The organism is Neobacillus cucumis (genome assembly GCF_023715505.1).
This window is the reverse complement of record NZ_JAMBOH010000050.1, coordinates 1-20295: the sequence shown is the minus strand read 5'-3', so window position 1 is coordinate 20295 and position 20295 is coordinate 1. Positions and strand designations below refer to the sequence as shown.

At 40.8% G+C, this 20295-nt stretch carries 12 protein-coding genes, 21 tRNA genes and 2 rRNA genes; 1 reads left to right on the top strand and 34 read right to left on the bottom strand.

What is annotated here, in order from left to right:
- Nucleotides 1-164: 164 nt before the first annotated feature.
- From menC to M3226_RS29995, 6 genes are all read right to left on the bottom strand, one after another.
- On the bottom strand, nucleotides 165-1274 hold the full coding sequence (gene menC / locus M3226_RS30020; protein ID WP_251572987.1) for an o-succinylbenzoate synthase: 1110 nt from the start codon (nucleotides 1272-1274) through the stop codon (nucleotides 165-167).
- A gap of 4 nt (nucleotides 1275-1278) precedes the next feature.
- The gene (locus M3226_RS30015) at nucleotides 1279-2757 is read right to left on the bottom strand and encodes an o-succinylbenzoate--CoA ligase (protein ID WP_251572985.1); all 1479 of its coding nucleotides are present in this window, start codon (nucleotides 2755-2757) and stop codon (nucleotides 1279-1281) included.
- 75 nt (nucleotides 2758-2832) lie between these two features.
- Nucleotides 2833-3651 carry a 1,4-dihydroxy-2-naphthoyl-CoA synthase gene (menB, locus tag M3226_RS30010; protein ID WP_098532224.1) on the bottom strand — a complete coding sequence of 273 codons (819 nt, stop codon included), beginning with the start codon at nucleotides 3649-3651 and terminating at the stop codon, nucleotides 2833-2835.
- A gap of 18 nt (nucleotides 3652-3669) precedes the next feature.
- Entirely contained in the window at nucleotides 3670-4479 is an 810-nt protein-coding gene (gene menH, locus M3226_RS30005) for a 2-succinyl-6-hydroxy-2,4-cyclohexadiene-1-carboxylate synthase (RefSeq protein WP_251572984.1), read from the bottom strand.
- Entirely contained in the window at nucleotides 4476-6227 is a 1752-nt protein-coding gene (gene menD, locus M3226_RS30000; protein WP_251572982.1) for a 2-succinyl-5-enolpyruvyl-6-hydroxy-3-cyclohexene-1-carboxylic-acid synthase, read from the bottom strand. Before menD ends, menH begins: the two co-directional genes overlap by 4 nt.
- Before the next feature lie 6 nt (nucleotides 6228-6233).
- Nucleotides 6234-7634, bottom strand: coding sequence for an isochorismate synthase (locus tag M3226_RS29995; protein ID WP_251572980.1), 1401 nt, complete (start codon nucleotides 7632-7634; stop codon nucleotides 6234-6236).
- 343 nt (nucleotides 7635-7977) lie between these two features.
- Here M3226_RS29995 and M3226_RS29990 point away from each other — a divergent pair, with 343 nt between their 5' ends.
- Nucleotides 7978-8916: a 1,4-dihydroxy-2-naphthoate polyprenyltransferase gene (locus tag M3226_RS29990; RefSeq protein WP_251572978.1), complete on the top strand. Its 939-nt coding sequence runs from the start codon at nucleotides 7978-7980 to the stop codon at nucleotides 8914-8916.
- A 150-nt stretch (nucleotides 8917-9066) separates the two neighbouring features.
- Here the strand turns inward: M3226_RS29990 and M3226_RS29985 are convergent, their stop codons facing one another.
- The 28 genes from M3226_RS29985 to M3226_RS29850 all read right to left on the bottom strand — a co-directional run.
- Complete coding sequence (locus M3226_RS29985; protein ID WP_251572976.1) at nucleotides 9067-11463, bottom strand: glycogen/starch/alpha-glucan phosphorylase; 2397 nt, start codon at nucleotides 11461-11463, stop codon at nucleotides 9067-9069.
- A complete protein-coding gene (gene glgA / locus M3226_RS29980; RefSeq protein ID WP_251572974.1) occupies nucleotides 11453-12904 on the bottom strand; it encodes a glycogen synthase GlgA in 1452 nt (483 codons plus the stop codon). The genes M3226_RS29985 and glgA overlap by 11 nt, the downstream gene beginning before the upstream one ends.
- Nucleotides 12901-13932, bottom strand: coding sequence for a sugar phosphate nucleotidyltransferase (locus M3226_RS29975; RefSeq protein WP_251572971.1), 1032 nt, complete (start codon nucleotides 13930-13932; stop codon nucleotides 12901-12903). The genes glgA and M3226_RS29975 overlap by 4 nt, the downstream gene beginning before the upstream one ends.
- 48 nt (nucleotides 13933-13980) lie before the next feature.
- Nucleotides 13981-15126, bottom strand: a complete 1146-nt coding sequence (locus M3226_RS29970) for a glucose-1-phosphate adenylyltransferase (RefSeq protein WP_251572969.1) — start codon at nucleotides 15124-15126, stop codon at nucleotides 13981-13983.
- Nucleotides 15068-17017, bottom strand: a complete 1950-nt coding sequence (glgB, locus tag M3226_RS29965; RefSeq protein WP_251572989.1) for a 1,4-alpha-glucan branching protein GlgB — start codon at nucleotides 17015-17017, stop codon at nucleotides 15068-15070. Before glgB ends, M3226_RS29970 begins: the two co-directional genes overlap by 59 nt.
- Nucleotides 17018-17513: 496 nt before the next feature.
- A tRNA-Glu gene (locus tag M3226_RS29960) sits at nucleotides 17514-17585 on the bottom strand.
- Nucleotides 17586-17595: 10 nt separating this feature from the next.
- Nucleotides 17596-17686, bottom strand: a tRNA-Ser gene (locus M3226_RS29955).
- Between the two features lie 11 nt (nucleotides 17687-17697).
- Nucleotides 17698-17772 (bottom strand) — tRNA-Asn (locus tag M3226_RS29950).
- Nucleotides 17773-17807: 35 nt separating this feature from the next.
- Nucleotides 17808-17884 (bottom strand) — tRNA-Ile (locus tag M3226_RS29945).
- A 6-nt stretch (nucleotides 17885-17890) separates the two neighbouring features.
- Nucleotides 17891-17964, bottom strand: a tRNA-Gly gene (locus M3226_RS29940).
- A 13-nt stretch (nucleotides 17965-17977) separates the two neighbouring features.
- Nucleotides 17978-18053: transfer RNA gene (locus tag M3226_RS29935), tRNA-His, on the bottom strand.
- Nucleotides 18054-18080: 27 nt separating this feature from the next.
- Nucleotides 18081-18156, bottom strand: a tRNA-Phe gene (locus tag M3226_RS29930).
- A 6-nt stretch (nucleotides 18157-18162) separates the two neighbouring features.
- A tRNA-Asp gene (locus tag M3226_RS29925) sits at nucleotides 18163-18239 on the bottom strand.
- Between the two features lie 3 nt (nucleotides 18240-18242).
- Nucleotides 18243-18316: transfer RNA gene (locus tag M3226_RS29920), tRNA-Met, on the bottom strand.
- A gap of 306 nt (nucleotides 18317-18622) precedes the next feature.
- Nucleotides 18623-18715, bottom strand: a tRNA-Ser gene (locus M3226_RS29915).
- A 19-nt stretch (nucleotides 18716-18734) separates the two neighbouring features.
- Nucleotides 18735-18811 (bottom strand) — tRNA-Ile (locus M3226_RS29910).
- A gap of 25 nt (nucleotides 18812-18836) precedes the next feature.
- Nucleotides 18837-18913: transfer RNA gene (locus M3226_RS29905), tRNA-Met, on the bottom strand.
- Between the two features lie 13 nt (nucleotides 18914-18926).
- Nucleotides 18927-19002 (bottom strand) — tRNA-Ala (locus M3226_RS29900).
- Nucleotides 19003-19019: 17 nt separating this feature from the next.
- A tRNA-Pro gene (locus M3226_RS29895) sits at nucleotides 19020-19096 on the bottom strand.
- Between the two features lie 6 nt (nucleotides 19097-19102).
- Nucleotides 19103-19176: transfer RNA gene (locus M3226_RS29890), tRNA-Arg, on the bottom strand.
- Between the two features lie 22 nt (nucleotides 19177-19198).
- A tRNA-Leu gene (locus tag M3226_RS29885) sits at nucleotides 19199-19287 on the bottom strand.
- A 5-nt stretch (nucleotides 19288-19292) separates the two neighbouring features.
- Nucleotides 19293-19367, bottom strand: a tRNA-Gly gene (locus M3226_RS29880).
- A 35-nt stretch (nucleotides 19368-19402) separates the two neighbouring features.
- A tRNA-Leu gene (locus M3226_RS29875) sits at nucleotides 19403-19487 on the bottom strand.
- 33 nt (nucleotides 19488-19520) lie between these two features.
- Nucleotides 19521-19596: transfer RNA gene (locus M3226_RS29870), tRNA-Lys, on the bottom strand.
- A 10-nt stretch (nucleotides 19597-19606) separates the two neighbouring features.
- Nucleotides 19607-19679: transfer RNA gene (locus M3226_RS29865), tRNA-Thr, on the bottom strand.
- Between the two features lie 173 nt (nucleotides 19680-19852).
- Nucleotides 19853-19928: transfer RNA gene (locus M3226_RS29860), tRNA-Val, on the bottom strand.
- A 7-nt stretch (nucleotides 19929-19935) separates the two neighbouring features.
- Nucleotides 19936-20052 (bottom strand): 5S ribosomal RNA (gene rrf, locus M3226_RS29855).
- A gap of 128 nt (nucleotides 20053-20180) precedes the next feature.
- Nucleotides 20181-20295: ribosomal RNA gene (locus M3226_RS29850) — 23S ribosomal RNA — on the bottom strand; the annotation flags it as partial.

Sequence of the window (20295 nt, the reverse complement as noted above, 5' to 3'; positions counted from 1 at the left end):
ATTTTGCCTCCGGCTTCCTTCAGATTCCACCTCACGGTGGACACCCTTGCCATTGGCTAACAGTTCCTACTGCCAAGCCTGTAGTGGACTTTCACCACCAAGTTATAGCCCATGCCGGGCGCACCAACAAAAAAGGTGAATCAGCATCTGCTGATCCACCTTTTTTATTTTAATCGAAATGTTCTTGTTGATAATAACGTTTCTTTCAGCCTCTTTTCATTAAGGCTAAATCCTATACCTGGCTCATCCGGCACTTTAATAAAGCCCCCTTTCACTTGCACCTCCGGCAGGATGATATCTTCCTCCCAAAATCTGTTGGAGGCAGATATATCTCCGGGAATCGTGAACCCTGGCAACGAGGCCAGAGCAATATTATGGGCACGTGAGATTCCAAACTCAATCATCCCCCCACACCAAACAGGAATCTGCCGGGCAAAGCAGTAATCATGAATTTTTTTTGCTTCATAAAGACCGCCCACACGGCCGACTTTAATATTAATGACCTGACAACTGCCTAGTTCGATGGCCTTTCTTGCATCATCAAAACTTACAATACTTTCATCTAAACAAATGGGCGTTCTGATTTCTTTTTGAAGTACAGCATGTTCAATGATATCGTCATGGGCGAGCGGCTGCTCAATCATGAGCAGATTAAATTCATCTAACGCCTTTAGCCGTTCGGTATCCTTTAAGGTATAGGCGGAATTAGCATCTGCCATAATCGGCAGTTCAGGATATACTTTTCGGATATCGGCTAAAAAAGAATAATCCTGTTGGGGGTTAATTTTCACCTTTATCCTTTGGTAACCCTCCTCGAGATACTGCTCAATTTGTTTAAGGGCATTTGCAGAAGAATCTGTGGCAACAACTACACCCGAAGCAACCACCTGACGGGTTCCGTTAAGAAGGACATTTAAGGGGGATGAGTTTTGTTTTGCGTATAAATCCCATAAAGCCGTTTCAAGGGCTGCCTTCGCCATATGATTTCTTCTTATCGATTTAAAAAGCAGGGCGGCTTCCTCTGGCTGCTGAATGGGATTTTTTTTCAACAAGGGAATTAAAATATCCGTCATCATATGTAAACTTGTCGCAACTGTCTCTTCCGTATACCAAGGTGTTGAAAAGGCCACTCCCTCTCCCAGTCCAAAGCAGCCATCCTGATCGATAATCTTTACAATGATCCCCTCACGGTGGGCTACTGCACCTAAATGTGTTAAAAATGGCGATTTTAAGGGCATTTGAACAATATAAAGCTCAACCTGAGCAATTTTCATCCCCTTACACCCACTCTCTCAATTTTCTTCGCAGTAATTTCTTAGCTGCATTTCTTGGCAGCTGTTCCGTAAAATAAAATGCTTTAGGTAATTTGTACTTTGCGAGACGCTCCATGCAGAATCGCTGCAGCTCCTCACCTGATAGATTTGTGCCCTGCTTTTTTACAATAAAGGCCACAGGAACCTGTCCCCATTTTTTGTCATCGATGCCTGTAACGCCAGCATCCATTACATCCGGGTGTGCCAGTAGGATTGATTCAAGTTCAGCAGGATATATATTTTCTCCACCGGAAATAATTAAGTCACTTCGCCGATCTTTTACATACAAAAATCCTTGCTCATCAAGATAACCAATATCACCTGTATACAACCAGCCATCACGAATCTTTTCTTCGGTCGCTTTCGATCGGTTTAAATACCCTGGAGTAACATTTGGACCTTTAACCACAATTTCACCAGGCATACCCGCTTTGGCTGTCTCACCATTTTCAAGCTCGATTCTGAGCTGGGAAGGGAATAAGGGTTTTCCTGCAGAACCGAGTTTGTGAAAACTGTCTTCTGGTGATAGTGTGACAATTTGTGAAGAGGTTTCCGTCATTCCGTACGATTGAAAAACAGGAATATCCTTTTTTACACATGCTTCTAATAATGGTAATGGTGCAGGACCGCCGCCTAACAACATACAGCGGAAAGAGGCTGGTAATCGTCTGTCCTCCAGCGCTTCAACGATTTGGGTTAACATGGTACCCACTACTGACATAATCGTTACCTTTTTTAGTTGAATATCTTTGATCGTTTGCTCTGCATCAAAATGTTCATGGAGTACGATCGGCATACCATAAATCACACTGCGCATTAAAATGGAATAACCACTAATATGGAAAAGAGGAACCGCACAAAGCCAGCAATCACTATCTATTGTTCCGAGATTAAGAGCTGAGCCTGTTGAACTCCACCAATGATTTCCGTATGTCTGAATTACTCCTTTCGGATTTCCCGTTGTACCTGATGTATACATAATCGTACAGAGTTCAGATAGACTGATTTCTTCTTGTATATAAGGCTTTTCTGGCTTGATGCGAGTTAATTTAGTCTTAGTAATGGTTGTCAAGTGGTCGATTTGTTGAGTAATTACCGTTTCCGTTTCAGCAAAGGATTCCTCTAATATCAGAAAGGCAGATTTTGAATCCTTCAATTGAAAAACAAGTTCAGATGCTGTCAATCGATTATTTAAAATAACCGCACGTGCTCCTAGTAATTGAAGAGCAAATAAAATCGTAACCGTATCCAAATGATTTTTCAATAATACGCCCACGAACTGCCCTTTTCTAATGCCCAGTGCTTGAAGTCCTCCGCTCACTTTCAGGGAACACTGATATAAGTCATAAAATGTTAACGTTTGGTCTTGAAAATAAATAGCAATCCGATTTGGAGTTAAAAGAGCACGTTTGATTAATAAGTTAGGCATCGATTCATTTTGCATTTTTGCACCCTCTTTTCTCTATATAAAAACAACAGCCTGATGGATACCATCAAGCTGCACAAGGGAATCTTCGAATCAAGGGAAACGCGGGAATTGACCGAAGTCTGGCTTTCGTTTTTCCTTAAAGGCATCGCGGCCTTCTTTTGCTTCATCCGTTGTATAATAAAGCAATGTAGCATCACCGGCAAATTGTTGGATACCAGCTAAACCATCTGTATCAGCATTAAATGCAGCTTTTAAGAAACGAAGAGCAGTTGGACTTTTCTCAAGCATTTCTTCACACCATTTAATGGTTTCTTCTTCCACTTGTTCAAGCGGAACAACTGTATTGACTAAGCCCATATCCAATGCTTCCTGTGCATTGTATTGACGGCAGAGATACCATATTTCACGGGCCTTTTTGTGGCCGACAATTCTTGCTAAGTAGCCTGAACCATACCCAGCATCAAAGCTGCCGACTTTTGGACCTGTTTGACCAAAAATAGCATTATCCGCCGCAATCGTTAAGTCACATACGATATGTAAAACATGTCCTCCGCCAATCGCATATCCTTTTACCATTGCTACTACCGGTTTTGGAATTACACGAATTAAGCGCTGCAGGTCTAAAACATTTAGGCGAGGTATTTGGTCTTCTCCAACGTATCCTCCATGACCTCTTACCTTTTGGTCTCCACCGGAACAAAATGCTTTATCTCCGGCACCAGTTAATACAATAACGCCAATCCTTGAATCATCGCGTGCATATGCGAAAGCATCGATTAATTCCATAACAGTCTTCGGTGTAAAAGCATTATGTACATGTGGACGGTTAATGGTGATTTTTGCAATCCCATTATAAGTTTCATATAGGATTTCTTCATATTTCTTTCCTGGAACCCATTCTACTGCCAAAATGATCTCCTCCTTATATTATTGATTTAACAAAAAGTCACTTACTATTGTACCAAACTTTTCAGGTTCTTCCACATGAATTGCATGTCCGCTATTTTCTACGACCATCCAGGTGGATTTTTTTAACCTAACTGCCATCTCTTCTGCAATTCGACAAAACTTCTGGTCCTCACTGCCTGTAAGCAGCAAAACATCACAGCTTAATTGGTCTAGCTGCTTCCACCAAGATGGCTGTGAGCCTGTCCCCATCCCAAGCAAACTATTTTTAAGCCCCAAGGGAGAATTCATTAAGCGCTGTTCTCTTATTTTGTTTTTCACTGAAGCAGGAAGTCTCTTCATCGATTGAAATAAAGAGATATCTTCCCAATAATCAACAAAAGACTTCAATCCCTTGTCTACTATAAAGTTTGCAAGTTTTGCATCATTCATACGGCGAACTTCTCTCTCGCTCTCGGTTTTAAGACCAGGGGATGCACTTTCTAAAATCAGCTTTCGAACTCGGTTCGGGTACAACATCGCAAAAGTTAGAGCAAGCCGGCCGCCCATAGAATAACCGAGTAAGTCTACTTGATGAACACCTGTTTTCTCCAAAATGGTATTTAAGCTATTTGCCATGGATTCCATTTGATAATGTCCTAGTTCTTCAGGTGATTCTGTTTCGCCATGTCCAATGATATCAGGAACGATCAGCCTCGAGTGGCGGCCCCATTTGTCAAAAAAGGATGTCCAAGTAGACCAATCGCCCGTAAAGCCGTGCAGTAAGATAAGCGGAAATCCTTCACCATGAACCTCTAGATGATAGCGAATCTCGTCGACAACCACAATCATTCTTGCGCTCCATCGACAAGATTTGATATTTCCTGGGAAACAGAACGCCAAAGTTCACGATGTTCATCACGATTTCTGTCTCTATTTGTTTCAATCTCATATACATGGATTCCTTTTTGGTGATGGCTTTGTTTTAATAAGGTCCCAAGTTGATCCCAAGTTGCTATTTTGTTGTAATTTCCATTGAACATTTTAACAGCATGCTCAAAGTTTATATTCAGTGGGGTACCGAACAATAGTTCAAAATGCTGAGGATGCTCGGATTGTGGAAGAAAAGAAAATATTCCCCCGCCATTATTGTTAATGAGAATAATATGAATATCAATATCATAAAGCTTAGCCGCAATCAAACCATTTAAATCGTGGAAAAAGGTTAAATCCCCCAAAACCAAGTATAAGGATTTTGTATAAACAGCAGCACCGATTGCAGTTGAAACCGTCCCGTCAATCCCATTGGCCCCTCGATTGGCCATTACCTTAATCGATTTATGATTACTTAAGAAAAAGCTATCTAAATCACGGATAGGCATACTGTTACCCACAAAAAGGGTGGCTTCTTCTGGAAGCTGGTCAGCCAATTGATAAAACAGTTTTCCTTCACTCAATTCTCGTACATCACGGATAATCGCCATATTTTCTTTTGTCAGTTGATTTACCTTTTTCCAATCATCTAAAAACGCAGAAGAAGAATTATCATTCAAATACGTAACTAATTTTTCACAAAACATCGTTTCATTACAAAAAAACATATTCGATGATATTGCGGAAGGGTCACGCCAGCCGCCCCCGACGTCTACTACAAAGTGATCTGAACCTTGATTCTCTTTTAGGAATATCGTTAACGCTTTCGAAACGGGCATTGCGCCAAATCGTAATACAACGTCCGGCTTAAGAAAGGACTTCGCATCTTCATTTCTTAAAAAGGTATCATAAGCATCAATAATATTCTCAAGCTTATGTCGTCCACTTCGTAATTGTGATAAGGGGTCGGCTAAAATAGGAAAGTTTAACTTGGCGCCTAGGTCTGTGACTGCTTTTGCAAACTTTTCATCCGTTATATTACCACAAACTATTATTCCCTTTTCTTTGCCCATCAAATCTTTCGCAATATCCTTGACCTCATCGTCGCTTAGCGTAATATCGCCATTATGAACCTTGACATACCCCTTTGGCCGCTCTGAAAGCGCAAATAGACTTTCGTCTATCTTCGGGATCAGTGGTTCACGGAACGGAAAGTTCAGATGTACCGGTCCCGCAGGTGCTTGGGTTGCAATAGCTGCAGCTCTTGCACAAATGGTTCTCGCATAGCGGAGCATCTCATTGCTTTTCTCTGGCAATGCCATATCAGCAAACCATTTTACATGCTTGCCATACAAATGCAGCTGATCAATGGCTTGTGGAGCTCCCACTTCTCTTAATTCATGTGGTCTGTCAGCTGTTAGGACAAGCAATGGAACACGTGAATACTTTGCCTCCACGATCGCTGGAAAATAATTAGCCGCTGCCGTACCAGATGTGCACAAAATGGCGACAGGCATGTTTTTTGCTTTAGCTATCCCTAGTCCGAAAAAAGCAGCTGAACGTTCATCAACATGGATATGAACTTTTAAATCCGGGTGTTCAGCCATGACCATTGCCATCGGAGTTGACCTCGAACCAGGGCTAACGACTACATCAGTGATACCAGTTAAGACAAGTTCTGAAACAAAGGCTGCAATATAAGCAGTTAATGATTCTTGATGATTCATAATTAATTATTTCCCTCCAAGAGCGCGAAGCATTGGTCTAAACTTTAAAGCAGTTTCCAAATACTCATCTTCAGATTTTGAATCGGAAACCACACCACACCCGGCAAATAAGGAGACTTCTTGCTCCTGGATAAGCCCAGAGCGGATAGCTACGGCAAATTCACCATTTTGCTGATAATCGACCCATCCGAGCGGACCGCCAAATAGTCCTCGATCTAGTTCTTCTACTTCTCTTATCTTTTCTACCGCTAAAGTTTTGGGAAGCCCGCCAAGTGCAGGTGTTGGATGAAGCTTCTCTACAAGTAACAAAAGGGATGTGTTTGGACCGCACTTCCCAATTACCGGAGTATAAAGGTGCTGAATATCTCTCATTTTCATTAATTGCGGTTTATCAGGTAAAATAACCTCTTTACACGATTGCTCGAGCGCTTCTTTAATCATTTCGACTACATACCCGTGTTCAATCAGATTTTTTTGATCAGCTAAAAGAGTCTGTCCTAATATCTGATCTTCTTCTTCTGTATTACCACGAGAAATCGAACCTGCCAAACAGGTCGAATAGACTTCATTGCCTTGTTTTTTTATAAGCCGTTCTGGTGAAGCTCCTATAAAGCAATCTCCATTCGATTCAAAAGCAAAAATATAGCTTGCCGGCTGCTGTTTATATAAATTTTCAAGGACTGATTCTGCTTCAACATCCGAACTAAATACTAATCTTAACTCACGAGCAAGGACTACTTTTTTCAAAGGACCCTTTGTTAATTCTTTCGCAACATCGTCAACCGTTTGCTTCCAGCTTTCAGGAAAGATTTCATCTTCCCTCATTAATGAGGGAGATTTTGTGCCAATCCTTGTTCTTAATGTATCAAGCAGTTGATTTCTTTCTTCCAAACTCTTGCTATAAAGTGATAAATCATCATTTGGTGTAAAAATAATATTTGTGGTTAAAAAGGTTTCACCTCGGATGATACTCAATAAGAATTTGGGTATGTGAAATAAAGAATCTGCAAACTTGGACCAAAGTTCTGTTTTTTCTTTAAAAGGATCAAATGAGAAGCCTCCAAACATAAGAGGTCCAACACCGTCGACTTTATATTGATTAAAAATAAAACCGTCTTTTAAGAAGCTTTTCCACTCTTTTTCAACATGAAAAAAGCGGTCAGCAGCCTGATCCGATTGAATTTGCTTTGAAATTCCTAGTCCAATTAGAACGATATCATTTGTCGGGTCTTTCCAAAAAAAACGTTCCCCGCAATAACGGTCTTTTCCAGCATTAAAAAAGGATAAAGGATTAGTCGTATCCATTTTATAAACTACACTCATTAAAATGGGCCGGCCTAATTCTCGTGCCCGATTTACCCCTAAAAGACCCCTTTCTTTTGTTTCTGTTTCTTGAATGGTAATCAAACAAATCCCTCCAAAACAGCCGAAATGACTGTTATCCATTCATCTTAAAGCCTATTCTAAGATACTACTCCCATTATAAATAAGTCAATCATTCTAATCACTATCTGCACAGCTTTATACCTTATTATATATCAAAATTCTAAAAGAGAGTGGAAATCGGTTTTTATACCTTCAGTTTTCCACGAAAAGCAGATAATAATCGAACAGGGATTATCTTCTAGTTTTGAAAACAAAAATTAATTGACACTAAATAGGGTATTCCAATACACTTAGGTGTGGGAAAGAACCCTAAACGCTAGTAAAGCTTCAAATATAGAGAGAAAATGTACAAGGGGGAGAACGTATGCATTCAAATTTACAACAAAAATCAAAGCAGGACATTGAAGCTAACCGCGGTTTTCAAGTTTGGTGGAAAATGACCCGTCCTCATACACTTACAGCATCGTTTGTACCAGTTCTGCTTGGTACGGCATTAGCTCTTAAGAACGGTAAAATTCAAATCGGCCTTTTTCTTGCCATGCTGGTTGCTAGTATGTTGATACAAGCAGCTACAAATATGTTTAATGAATACTTCGATTTTAAGAGAGGCTTGGATACAGCAGAATCCGTAGGGATAGGCGGAACCATTGTTCGGGATGGAATCAATCCAAAAACGGTCATTAATCTTGCTTTTGGATTTTATCTCATTTCTTTATTACTTGGAGTATATATTTGTGCCAATAGCAGCTGGTGGTTAGCCATTGTGGGGCTCGTTTGCATGGCTGTCGGCTATTTCTACACAGGAGGCCCTGTTCCAATTGCTTACACACCTTTTGGTGAGCTTCTTTCAGGTTTTTTTATGGGCATGCTGATTATATTAATTTCTTTCTTTATACAAACTGGAACGGTTGATCATTCAAGTATTTTTCTCTCCGTACCTAGTATGGTTTTAGTAGGTATGATTATGCTTTCTAATAACATCCGTGACCTTGATGGTGATAAAGAGAATGGCCGTAGAACTGTAGCGATTTTACTAGGTAAGAAGAAGGCGATTTATCTATTAGCTGGTATGTTTACCTTTTCTTATCTTTGGATTTTGGGACTTATCATCAGTGGTATTGCTCCTTTCTGGACAGCTATAGTGATTTTGAGTGTTCCGAAACCAGTTAAAGCCATAAAAGGGTTTATTGAGAATAATGTGCCGCTTAAAATGGCCCCTGCTATGATTGCAACTGCTCAAACCAATACCATTTTTGGATTCTTACTCGCAATTGGTATTTTTATCGGTCATTTCTTTTCATAAGAAAAGCGGAAGCGCCTTGTTCAGGGGCGCAAGGCTACAGACCAGCCTTCTGGACGTCGATAGTCCGTTTTTTAATAGTTATCCACAAGCGAAAATTTTAATTTCCTTAACGATAAGAAAAGCTTCTGCCCAATGGCAGAAGCTTTTTTCTTACTTAAGAGACTTAATCCCCCAAATATCATCCGCATATTCCTTTATGGTACGATCACTCGAAAAATAGCCGGCATGAGCAATATTAGCTAAACTCATCCTCTGCCACCCGCTCTTGTCGGCAAATTGTTTACCTATTTGTTCCTGCACTTTTGCATAAGAAGCAAAATCCTTTAAGACAAAATATTGATCATTTTCTTCTAGCAGCGAATCAAATATCGGTTCAAATTCATTATTAACACCAGGAAAGAATCCATTGACGAGTTGATCAACCGCCTGCCTGATTCGATAATCATGATGATAATACTCTCGGGAATTATAGCCGCCATGCTGATAATAGTGAAGGACTTCGTCTGAAGTTAATCCAAATGTAAAGATATTTGATGGACCAACTAATTCTTTAATTTCTATATTGGCTCCATCCAAAGTTCCCACAGTTAAGGCACCATTAATCATAAACTTCATATTCCCGGTTCCAGAGGCCTCTTTACTAGCAGTTGAAATCTGTTCACTAACATCTGAGGCCGGAAAGATTTTTTCAGCTAAGGAAACCCGATAATTTTCAAGGAAAATCACCTTTAGTTTATTCCCGACCCTTGGGTCATTATTGACTTGTTCAGCCACGGTGTTAATTAATTTGATAATCTTTTTTGCATAATAATAACCTGGCGAAGCTTTAGCACCAAAAATAAACACCCTTGGGACAATCGGATAAGTTGCATCTTCCTTTATCCTGTTATATAGGTGCATGATGTGTAAAACATTTAAAAGCTGGCGCTTGTAGGCATGAAGCCGTTTTACCTGTACATCAAAAATAGCTTCAGTATCGACTGCCACTCCTGTTTTATCCAAAATGATATCCGCAAGCCGCTGTTTATTCTCATTTTTTATCTTTAAAAGCCGGTCTAAAAATGACGAATCATTCTGATAGGTTAGTAAATGATTAAGCTCCTCAGCTGAATTCATCCAAGAGGGCCCAATGGCATCAGTGATAAGCGAGGACAATTTTGGATTGGCCTTTAACAGCCATCGTCGGTAAGCAATACCGTTCGTTTTGTTATTAAATTTCTCTGGGTATAGTTGATAAAATTGATTCATTTCCCGTTTCTTAAGTATCTCAGTATGTAGCTTGGCGACACCATTTACACTAAAGCTTCCTACAATAGCTAGATGTGCCATCTTCACAAAATTATCGGCTATGATGGCAAGATCACTAATCCTCTTCCAATCACCAGGGGTTTGTTCCCATAGTTCCCGGCAAAAGCGCTCATTGATCTCTTCGACAATCATATAAATCCTTGGCAATAATGGCTGAAAAATATGGATCGGCCATTTCTCGAGCGCCTCAGATAAAGTGGTATGGTTGGTATAGGAAATGGTATTTTTCGTAATGTGCCATGCTTGGTCCCACTCATATCCTTCCTCATCAATTAGGATTCTCATGAGCTCTGGGATAGCCAAAACAGGGTGTGTGTCATTGATGTGAATACAAACATGTTTATGCAGTTCATTTATGCCGGAATGTTGTTTTCGGTAAGTTCTTAAGATAGATTGTATACTCGCAGCCACTAAAAAGTACTGCTGTTTTAGCCTTAAGATTTTACCCTCATCATGGGTATCGTCAGGGTATAGAAATTCGGAAATGGATTCTGTCTCGCGCTTATATTTTAATATATCGGCATCAATAGGAAATTGTGATGGCTCGGCATTCCACAACCTTAATGTATTGACAGTTTGTGTGTTATAACCGATAACAGGCATGTCATGCGGAACCGCTGTTACCGTTTCAGCATTCAAATGATGGAAGACGAGACGTTCTTTCTCCATCCTCGCTTCGACCTTTCCCCAAAATGGAACTTTTACTGCACTGTCAAGTTTACGAATTTCCCAAACATTTCCGCTTCTCAGCCATTGCTCTGGAAGTTCCACTTGATAACCATCGACTATTTTCTGCTCAAACAAACCATGTTTATAGCGAATGCCATGACCGTGTCCCGGCAAATTAAGCGATGCGAGTGAATCCAGAAAACAAGCGGCTAATCTTCCTAAGCCGCCGTTTCCTAACCCTGCATCACTTTCTAACTCCTCAAGCTCATCGAGGTCAATCCCTAATTCTTTAAGTCCTGTCTGTACGGTTTCCTCAACACCTAAATTTATTAGATTCTGTCGTAACAACTTACCTAATAAATATTCAATTGAGAGATAGTAAACCTGCTTTCCCTGGGCTGCAAGATATTGTTCATTTGTCGCAATCCAGTCATTACTCACAAACTCCCGAATCATGCTGCCAAGGGTTTGATACTGATCCCGTGCTGAACTTTCAGAAAAGCTTTTCCCACATAGCATCTCAAGTCTTTTCAGGAAGGTCTGCTTAAAACTAGTTTTATTAGAAAACATGAGTTTCACTCCTTGAGACGAGCTTTGCATAAAGCTGGCTATAACTAAATGCTGATTGCGCCCAGCTGTAGTCCTTTTCCATAGCTTGTTTAACAATGGATTCCCAAACTGGTTGATCATGATAAAAGCTTAGTGCTCGCTGAACAGTGTATAGCATATCATGGGCATTAAAGTTTTGGAAAGAGAACCCATTTCCTCTGCCTGTAAACTCATTATACGCCTTTACAGTATCATTTAAGCCCCCTGTTTCGCGAACGATAGGTATAGCACCATATCTCATGGCAATCATCTGTCCAAGGCCGCATGGTTCAAATTGAGACGGCATTAAAAACAAGTCTGCAGCTGCGTAGAGCTTATGGGCAAGTTCCTCACTAAATCCGGTATAAACTTTTAATTTATCAGGATACACCCGTGCTGCTTGGCGGAGATATTCTTCATATTCATAATCTCCCGTTCCCAGTATAATCACCTGAACATCCTCTTGCAAAATTTCCCTGAGAACACACCTTACCAGATCAAGCCCCTTTTGTTTCGTCAGTCTTGTGATCATGACAAGTAATGGTGTTGCAGCACTCTGCGGCAAGCCAAAATTCTTTTGAATCTCTTTTTTGTTAACTGCTTTTTTAGAATAGGTATCCACCTTATAATTTTGATAAATTAATGGATCAATTGCCGGATTATAAAAATCCTCATCAATTCCATTTAAGATCCCGATAAGGTCCTCTTTTCTTGCTCGTAATAGCCCATCTAGTTTCTCACCGAAAGTCATGGTTTGAATTTCCTCTTTATAGGTTGGGCTAACGGTTGTGATTTTGTCAGCAGCTACAAGGCCGCCTTTCATAAAATTGATATTCCCAAAGAACTCCAGATGGCCTGATTGAAAGGATTGATAATCCAATCCCAATAAATCCTCCAATACTTCTTTTGGAAAAATCCCTTGAAACTGCAGATTATGGATGGTAAACACAGTCTTAATCAAACCATACCCTTTTCTCTTGTAGTACTCCGTTCTTAAAAGGTATGGAATCATGGCTGTATGCCAATCATGACAATGCAGGACATCAGGATAAAAATCTAATTCGGCGATCGCCTCAAGAATGGCCCGATTTAAATAGGCAAATCTCTCCCCGTCATCAAAATAACCATACAAACCTTCTCGTTTAAAATAGTATTCATTATCAACGAAATAATAGGTGATCCCTTGGTGTGTAAGCTCTTCAATACCACAATATTGATTTCTCCAGCCTACAGATACAGTGAATTCCTTAACTTTCTTCATTTTTTGTTTGTACTCTTCTGAGATAGTTCCATATTTCGGAAGAATTACCCTGACATCAGTACCAAGGCTCTTGAGTTCTTTTGGAAGTGATCCAGCAACATCTGCAAGTCCTCCAGACTTGGCGAATGGGCCACATTCCGATACAGCAAATAAGATTTTCACGAGTTCATCAGCGCTCCTTGTTTCGTTCCTTTGCGAATAACGTAAGGGGCATGTGCAGTGCCTGCCAAATAAGTACCTGCCTCCACCTTAACATCCTTGTCTAAAATAACGGAATCTAAATAACAGTTCTCCTCAATTTGGCACTTTTGCATAATAATGCAGTTTTTAATCACTGCCCCTTTGCCAATCTTCACTCCGCGGGAGATAATACTGTTTTCGACCGACCCGCTAATGTGGCATCCGTTTGCAATCATCGCATTTTTCACCACGGACTCTTGCACATACTTAGTAGGCGGTTCATCTTTTACTTTTGTAATAATAGGCTGGTCTTTTAAAAATAATTGCTTCCATACCTTTGAATCAAGCAATTTCATACTGGTAGAGAAATAGTTGTCAATCGAATCTATTGTTACGGCATAGCCGTTATATTCATAGTGACAAATCGTATACGCTGCATTTAGGTCTGTTACAACATCCTTCATACAGGTGTATCCTGTCTGATGTCTTGTTTCAATTAATTTGACCAGCAGTGAAGTTTTAATTAGATACATTTCCATCGAACGTCCATCTTGGTGACGGATTTCAGTGATATCGCATTTTGCCTCATTATGCCACTCTAAGACTGGCCTAAGGTTCATATTAACAATGGTGTTACAGTTAGAGATAATGGCATATTCCTGGGTGCTTCGGTAAAAATAATCCATATTAGCCGCAAAATGTTCAAACGAACCAGTTTTATTACCATCACTTTCTACAATCGGGGATGGGAAAAAGAAAAGTCCATCACGCTTACGATTTAAATCCCAATTTTTTCCTGACCCTAAATGATCCATGAGGGAACGGTATTGCATCTTTGGAAAGATTGCCACACTGCGTATACCTGAATTGACCATACTTGAAAGAATAAAGTCGATAATACGGTAGCGCCCGCCAAATGGCAATGCTGCGAGTGAGCGGTGGATTACTAAATCCTCCAAATCTTCGTGATAGGTTGTTGCATCAATTACGCCTAATAGCTTTCTTTTCACTCCAAATTCCCTCCTGAATTTTCTATTAAATAACCAACCCTTTTTATACTATAAGGCTGGATAAAGACCGCTTAACATTTCTTCCGTAACGAGGATGATCTCATCATCAAAGGAGCGAATCACAGTCCCGTCTGGTATTTTAACCTCACCAGGTACGATTGCTTTTTCAATTAAACAATTTTCACCAATCTCAGCATCTGGCATGATAACGGACTCTTTAATAATCGAGTTTTTACCGATTGTCACACCTTGAAATAACACCGATTTATCTATCTTGCCTTCAATTGTACAACCCTCATTTATCAGAGACTCTCTGACAATGGCATCTGAAGAGATATATTGCGGAGGCTGATTTGGGTTAACGGAATAGATTCTCCAATCATTATCAAATAAATCTAAATCACAATCATCTCCCAATAAATCCATATTGGCTTCCCAAAGACTTTGGACGGTTCCAACATCCTTCCAGTACCCTTTAAATGGATAGGCATACAGTTTTTTATTTTCTTCTAATAGCAATGGGATGATGTCTTTCCCAAAGTCATGACTGGAATTAGGGTCACGTTCATCCATCTCTAAATATTCCTTCAATATATTCCAGTTAAAAATATAAATGCCCATAGAGGCAAGATTATTTTTTGGATTGCTTGGCTTTTCTTCGAATTCCGTAATTCTCAAATCCTCGTTTGTATTCATAATGCCAAAACGGCTTGCTTCAACCCATGGAACCTCGATTAATGAAATCGTAGCATCGGCTCTTTTCTCAATATGATAGTCAAGCATGCTTTCATAGTTCATTTTATATATATGGTCACCTGAAAGGATTAAAACGTATTCCGGCTGGTATTGCTTTAAATAATTTAGATTTTGAAAAATGGCACTAGCTGTTCCGGTATACCATTTAACCTCTGAAGACTCGGCATATGGAGGCAGAACGGTCACACCACCATCTTTGCGATCAAGGTCCCAGGTACTGCCTATACCAATATAGGAATTTAATAAAAGCGGCTGGTATTGGGTTAACACCCCAACAGTATCAATACCAGAGTTGGTACAATTGCTTAATGTAAAGTCAATGATTCTGTATTTACCCCCAAAAGGTACTGCAGGCTTCGCTAATTCTTTCGTTAACGAATTAAGTCTGCTTCCTTTCCCTCCTGCTAACAACATGGCTACGCACTTTTTCTTTACCATTACCTTTTCTCTCCCTCCGCTTTTTAACTGGCCTTATGATTTGAAACCCAAATGGTGGAATTGCAATCTCAATTGAACATGGCTGACCATGATAAGGCTCTTCTGAGGCTAATATAATCTTCTTATTCATTAATCCTGACCCACCGTACTCTTGGTAATCACTATTAAAAATTTCCCGATATTCGCCTGCTTTTGGAGCACCAATCTTATAAACAGGGTACTCTACTCCCGTAAAGTTGCAGACAATAAGTAAGGTATCCTCTTCCTTTTTTCCTTTTCTAATAAAGGAAAAAATGGATTGGGTACTATTGTTCGCATCAATCCACTCGAAACCATCCTGCAAATGATCCAATTCATAAAGTGCCTTTGAGCGTTTATATAATTTAGTTAGCACTTTTACATATGTGTTTAAATTGCGGTGCATGTCATAATCCAACAAGTTCCAATCAAGTTGTTCTTTATCTTTCCATTCCGCAAATTGGCCTATTTCAAACCCCATAAATAATAATTTTTTTCCGGGGTGGGCAAACATATATCCTAGCAGCAGCCTTAGTTGGGCAAACTTTTCCTCATACTCTCCTGGCATTTTATCTAATAGTGACTTTTTCCCATGGACCACTTCATCATGTGAAAATGGGAGCATAAAGTTTTCAAAAAAGGCATAGAAAAGTGAAAACGTTACCTTTGAATGGACTTTTGACCGGAAGTAAGGCGGTGTTTCCATATACTCGAGCATGTCATTCATCCAGCCCATGTTCCATTTGTAGTCAAATCCTAAACCGCCGTAGTGTACTGGCGCTGTTACATGAGGATATTCCGTAGAGTCCTCCCCAATCATGAGAAAATGGGGATCAAAATCATGTACTTCTTTATTTAATTTTTTCAAGAAATTAATTCCAAAGGGATTTTCTCGCTTTCCGTTTGTGGTATCCGGCCAATAAATGATATTTGCTACCGCATCCATCCGGAAGCCGTCTATGTGGAAGTAATCGATCCAAAATAACGCATTTGAAATTAAGAAACTTTGGACCTCTCCTTTTCCTAAATCGAAGTTGGCTGTACCCCATACTACATTTTCTCTGTCATTTTCAGTGCTGTAGGAATAAATGTGGGTACCGTCAAATCTGTAGAGTCCGTGAGCATCCTTGCAAAAATGGCCTGGTACCCAGTCAAGTATGACGCCGATGCCTTGCTGATGGCACTGGTCCACAAAGTACTTAAAATCATCAGGTGTGCCATACCTGGATGTTACAGAGTAATAACCCGTCCCCTGATAGCCCCATGAGGCGTCAAGCGGGTGCTCGATGATAGGTAATAGTTCTATATGGGTAAATCCATGATCTATTACATAAGGGATAAGTTCTGCTGCAAGTTCCTTGTAGGTTAAGTAACTGCCATCCTCTTTTTTCTTCCACGACCCTGTATGTACTTCGTAAATAATCGCTGGCTCCGATAGAATATTTTTCTTTTCTTTACGATTCTGCCAGTGACTATCTTGCCAATCATAATGATTTAATGAATATACAATTGAAGCGGTGTGGGGCCTTAATTCTGAGTAAAATGCAAACGGATCAGCTTTAAGGAGCTTTTCACCTGAAGATGTAATAATCTCGTACTTATAAATATGGCCGTCTAGATCTTCATTAATTATAATAATCCAGACTCCCTCATTGTTTACCTTTTGCAGTTCATATCCTTCACCATTCCAGTTATTAAAATTACCCGTGAGCCTTACCTTAAAGGCATTAGGTGCCCAGACGCAAAATCGTGTATAGACTTTATCGGAATCTTTAAAGATATGAGCGCCAAAAAGCTGATGACTCTGGAAGTAGCTGCCTTCATGAAACAAATGCAGCTGATAATCTGTTGGAAATAGTGTATTCACCGTCATGGCTCTCCTCATCTCATTGAAAATATGTATTTCTTGACCAATTATAATTGCAAATGGCTCAGATGCCTTGTAAAACTTTTTTATCTTTTCTGACAATAACTGATTAATCATGTCATATAATATCAATACCCGACATAATACAACAGTAAACAACAAAATATCCTTCTTTATTCGACAAAAATCTAGTATCTTTTTTAAATTTTTATATGTGTTTGTTATTTAAAAAGTTATTTTTTTAATAATAAAACTGAAGTGAAAAAATTAAGTAAAAAAAGTAAATGTAAACGGTATCAATACTCCTTATAAAACTTGAAATTGAATTAAATTATATTAATATAATGAATTTGAACATATAATGTTCTTTAAATAAAGAAGGTAACACCAGAAGGATGCGTTTTAAACAGTCCTTTTTTCCATCAGGGCGCTGAAGATCTATTTTATTGGTGAGAAAAAAGCGCACAAAAAAAACTGATAACAAAAGTTATCAGTTTTTTTATGACCCCTACGGGATTCGAACCCGTGTTACCGCCGTGAAAGGGCGGTGTCTTAACCGCTTGACCAAGGGGCCATTTATTTTATGGCGGAGAAGGAGGGATTTGAACCCTCGCGCCGGTTACCCGACCTACACCCTTAGCAGGGGCGCCTCTTCAGCCACTTGAGTACTTCCCCATAAAATAAAATGGCTCCGCAGGTAGGACTCGAACCTACGACCGATCGGTTAACAGCCGATAGCTCTACCACTGAGCTACTGCGGAATAATTATAAGTTATCTTGTTTTCGTAAAAAACAATGGTGGGCCTAAATGGACTCGAACCATCGACCTCACGCTTATCAGGCGTGCGCTCTAACCAGCTGAGCTATAGGCCCATATGTTGGAGCGGGTGATGGGAATCGAACCCACTACATCAGCTTGGAAGGCTGAGGTTTTACCAGTAAACTACACCCGCAAATTATTTAAAATGGGGCGGCTGATGGGAATCGAACCCACGGATGCCTGAACCACAATCAGGTGCGTTAACCACTTCGCCACAGCCGCCATAATTATTTAATTTATTAAAACAAATGGTGGCTCAGGACGGAATCGAACCGCCGACACAAGGATTTTCAGTCCTTTGCTCTACCGACTGAGCTACTGAGCCATCAAATGGCGGTCTGGACGGGACTCGAACCCGCGACCTCCTGCGTGACAGGCAGGCATTCTAACCAACTGAACTACCAGACCAAATTGCGGGGGCAGGATTTGAACCTACGACCTTCGGGTTATGAGCCCGACGAGCTACCAGACTGCTCCACCCCGCGATAATAAAAAGTATTAAGTTTGGAATATGCTCCAAGTTTTATTACTGACTGTCCCCATCTCAGAAAGCTTAATCAAGCAGCGGCTCGATGGGTACAACTCGCAGATTATTCATGGTAGCAACGCTCGTTGCTCCACCCCGCGATAATAAAAAGTATTAAGTTTGGAATATGCTCCAAGTTTTGTTACTGACTGTCCCCATCTCAGTAAGCTTAATCAAGCAGCGGCTCGATGGGTACAACTCGCAGATTATTCATGGTAGCAACGCTTGTTGCTCCACCCCGCGATAATAAAATTATTTAAAAATATGGAGGAGGAAGAGGGATTCGAACCCCCGCGCGGTATGACCCGCCTGTCGGTTTTCAAGACCGATCCCTTCAGCCAAACTTGGGTATTCCTCCGTGTTAAATATGAAGCTAATGGTGGACCTTGTAGGACTCGAACCTACGACCGGACGGTTATGAGCCGTCTGCTCTAACCAGCTGAGCTAAAGGTCCATGTTAAACTAATCATAATTATTAATGGTAGCGGCGGAGGGGATCGAACCCCCGACCTTACGGGTATGAACCGTACGCTCTAGCCAGCTGAGCTACACCGCCATCATTTAATTATTGGTGGAGTCTAGGGGGATCGAACCCCTGACCTCCTGCGTGCAAAGCAGGCGCTCTCCCAGCTGAGCTAAGACCCCATAAGTTTTAAGAAGAATGGTCGGGAAGACAGGATTCGAACCTGCGACCCCTTGGTCCCAAACCAAGTGCTCTACCAAGCTGAGCTACTTCCCGTTAAAGTGCGCCCTGAGAGATTCGAACTCCCGACCTTTTGATTCGTAGTCAAACACTCTATCCAGCTGAGCTAAGGGCGCATATAAATTTAATTAATTAAAATGGTGCCGAGGACCGGAATCGAACCGGTACGGTAGTCACCTACCGCAGGATTTTAAGTCCTGTGCGTCTGCCAGTTCCGCCACCCCGGCACTTTTGGAGCGGAAGACGGGATTCGAACCCGCGACCCCCACCTTGGCAAGGTGGTGTTCTACCACTGAACTACTTCCGCATATATTGTAGGTTATTTTGCTTTTGCAAAAAACTTGGTGCGGGTGAAGGGAGTCGAACCCCCACGCCTTGCGGCGCCAGATCCTAAGTCTGGTGCGTCTGCCAATTCCGCCACACCCGCATATATTGAGAGTTTTTTCTAACGAAAAAACTTTGGTGAGCCATGAAGGACTCGAACCTTCGACCCTCTGATTAAAAGTCAGATGCTCTACCAACTGAGCTAATGGCTCGTACTAAAGGTGCCGGCGAGAGGACTTGAACCCCCAACCTACTGATTACAAGTCAGTTGCTCTACCAATTGAGCTACCCCGGCGAAATGTATAAATAAATATTAAATTCGTACGTGCCTCTTTGATACCGTCATCCTGACCTCAGAAAGATTAATCAAGTAGCAGCTCGGTCAGTATGCTGAAGATAATACAGGAAGCTTATTCGGTCGTGCTCTACCAATTGAGCTACCCCGGCAAATAGTAAGAATATGATATATGGTGGAGGATGACGGGATCGAACCGCCGACCCTCTGCTTGTAAGGCAGATGCTCTCCCAGCTGAGCTAATCCTCCGTATACAGCCTGGCAACGTCCTACTCTCACAGGGGCGCTTGCCCCAACTACCATCGGCGCTGAGAAGCTTAACTTCCGTGTTCGGTATGGGAACGGGTGTGACCTTCTCGCCATAATTGCCAGACTATTTATCAGACACTATTTCATTATAATGTCTTTTTTATATTTTGCAAGAGGAAAATTTATTTTTTTCATTCCCTCAAAACTAGATAATGTAGAAGAAGAAGTAAAAACGGGTTACGCCTATAAACTATGGTTAAGTCCTCGATCGATTAGTATCAGTCAGCTCCACATGTCACCATGCTTCCACCTCTGACCTATCAACCTGATCATCTTTCAGGGATCTTACTAGCTTGACGCTATGGGA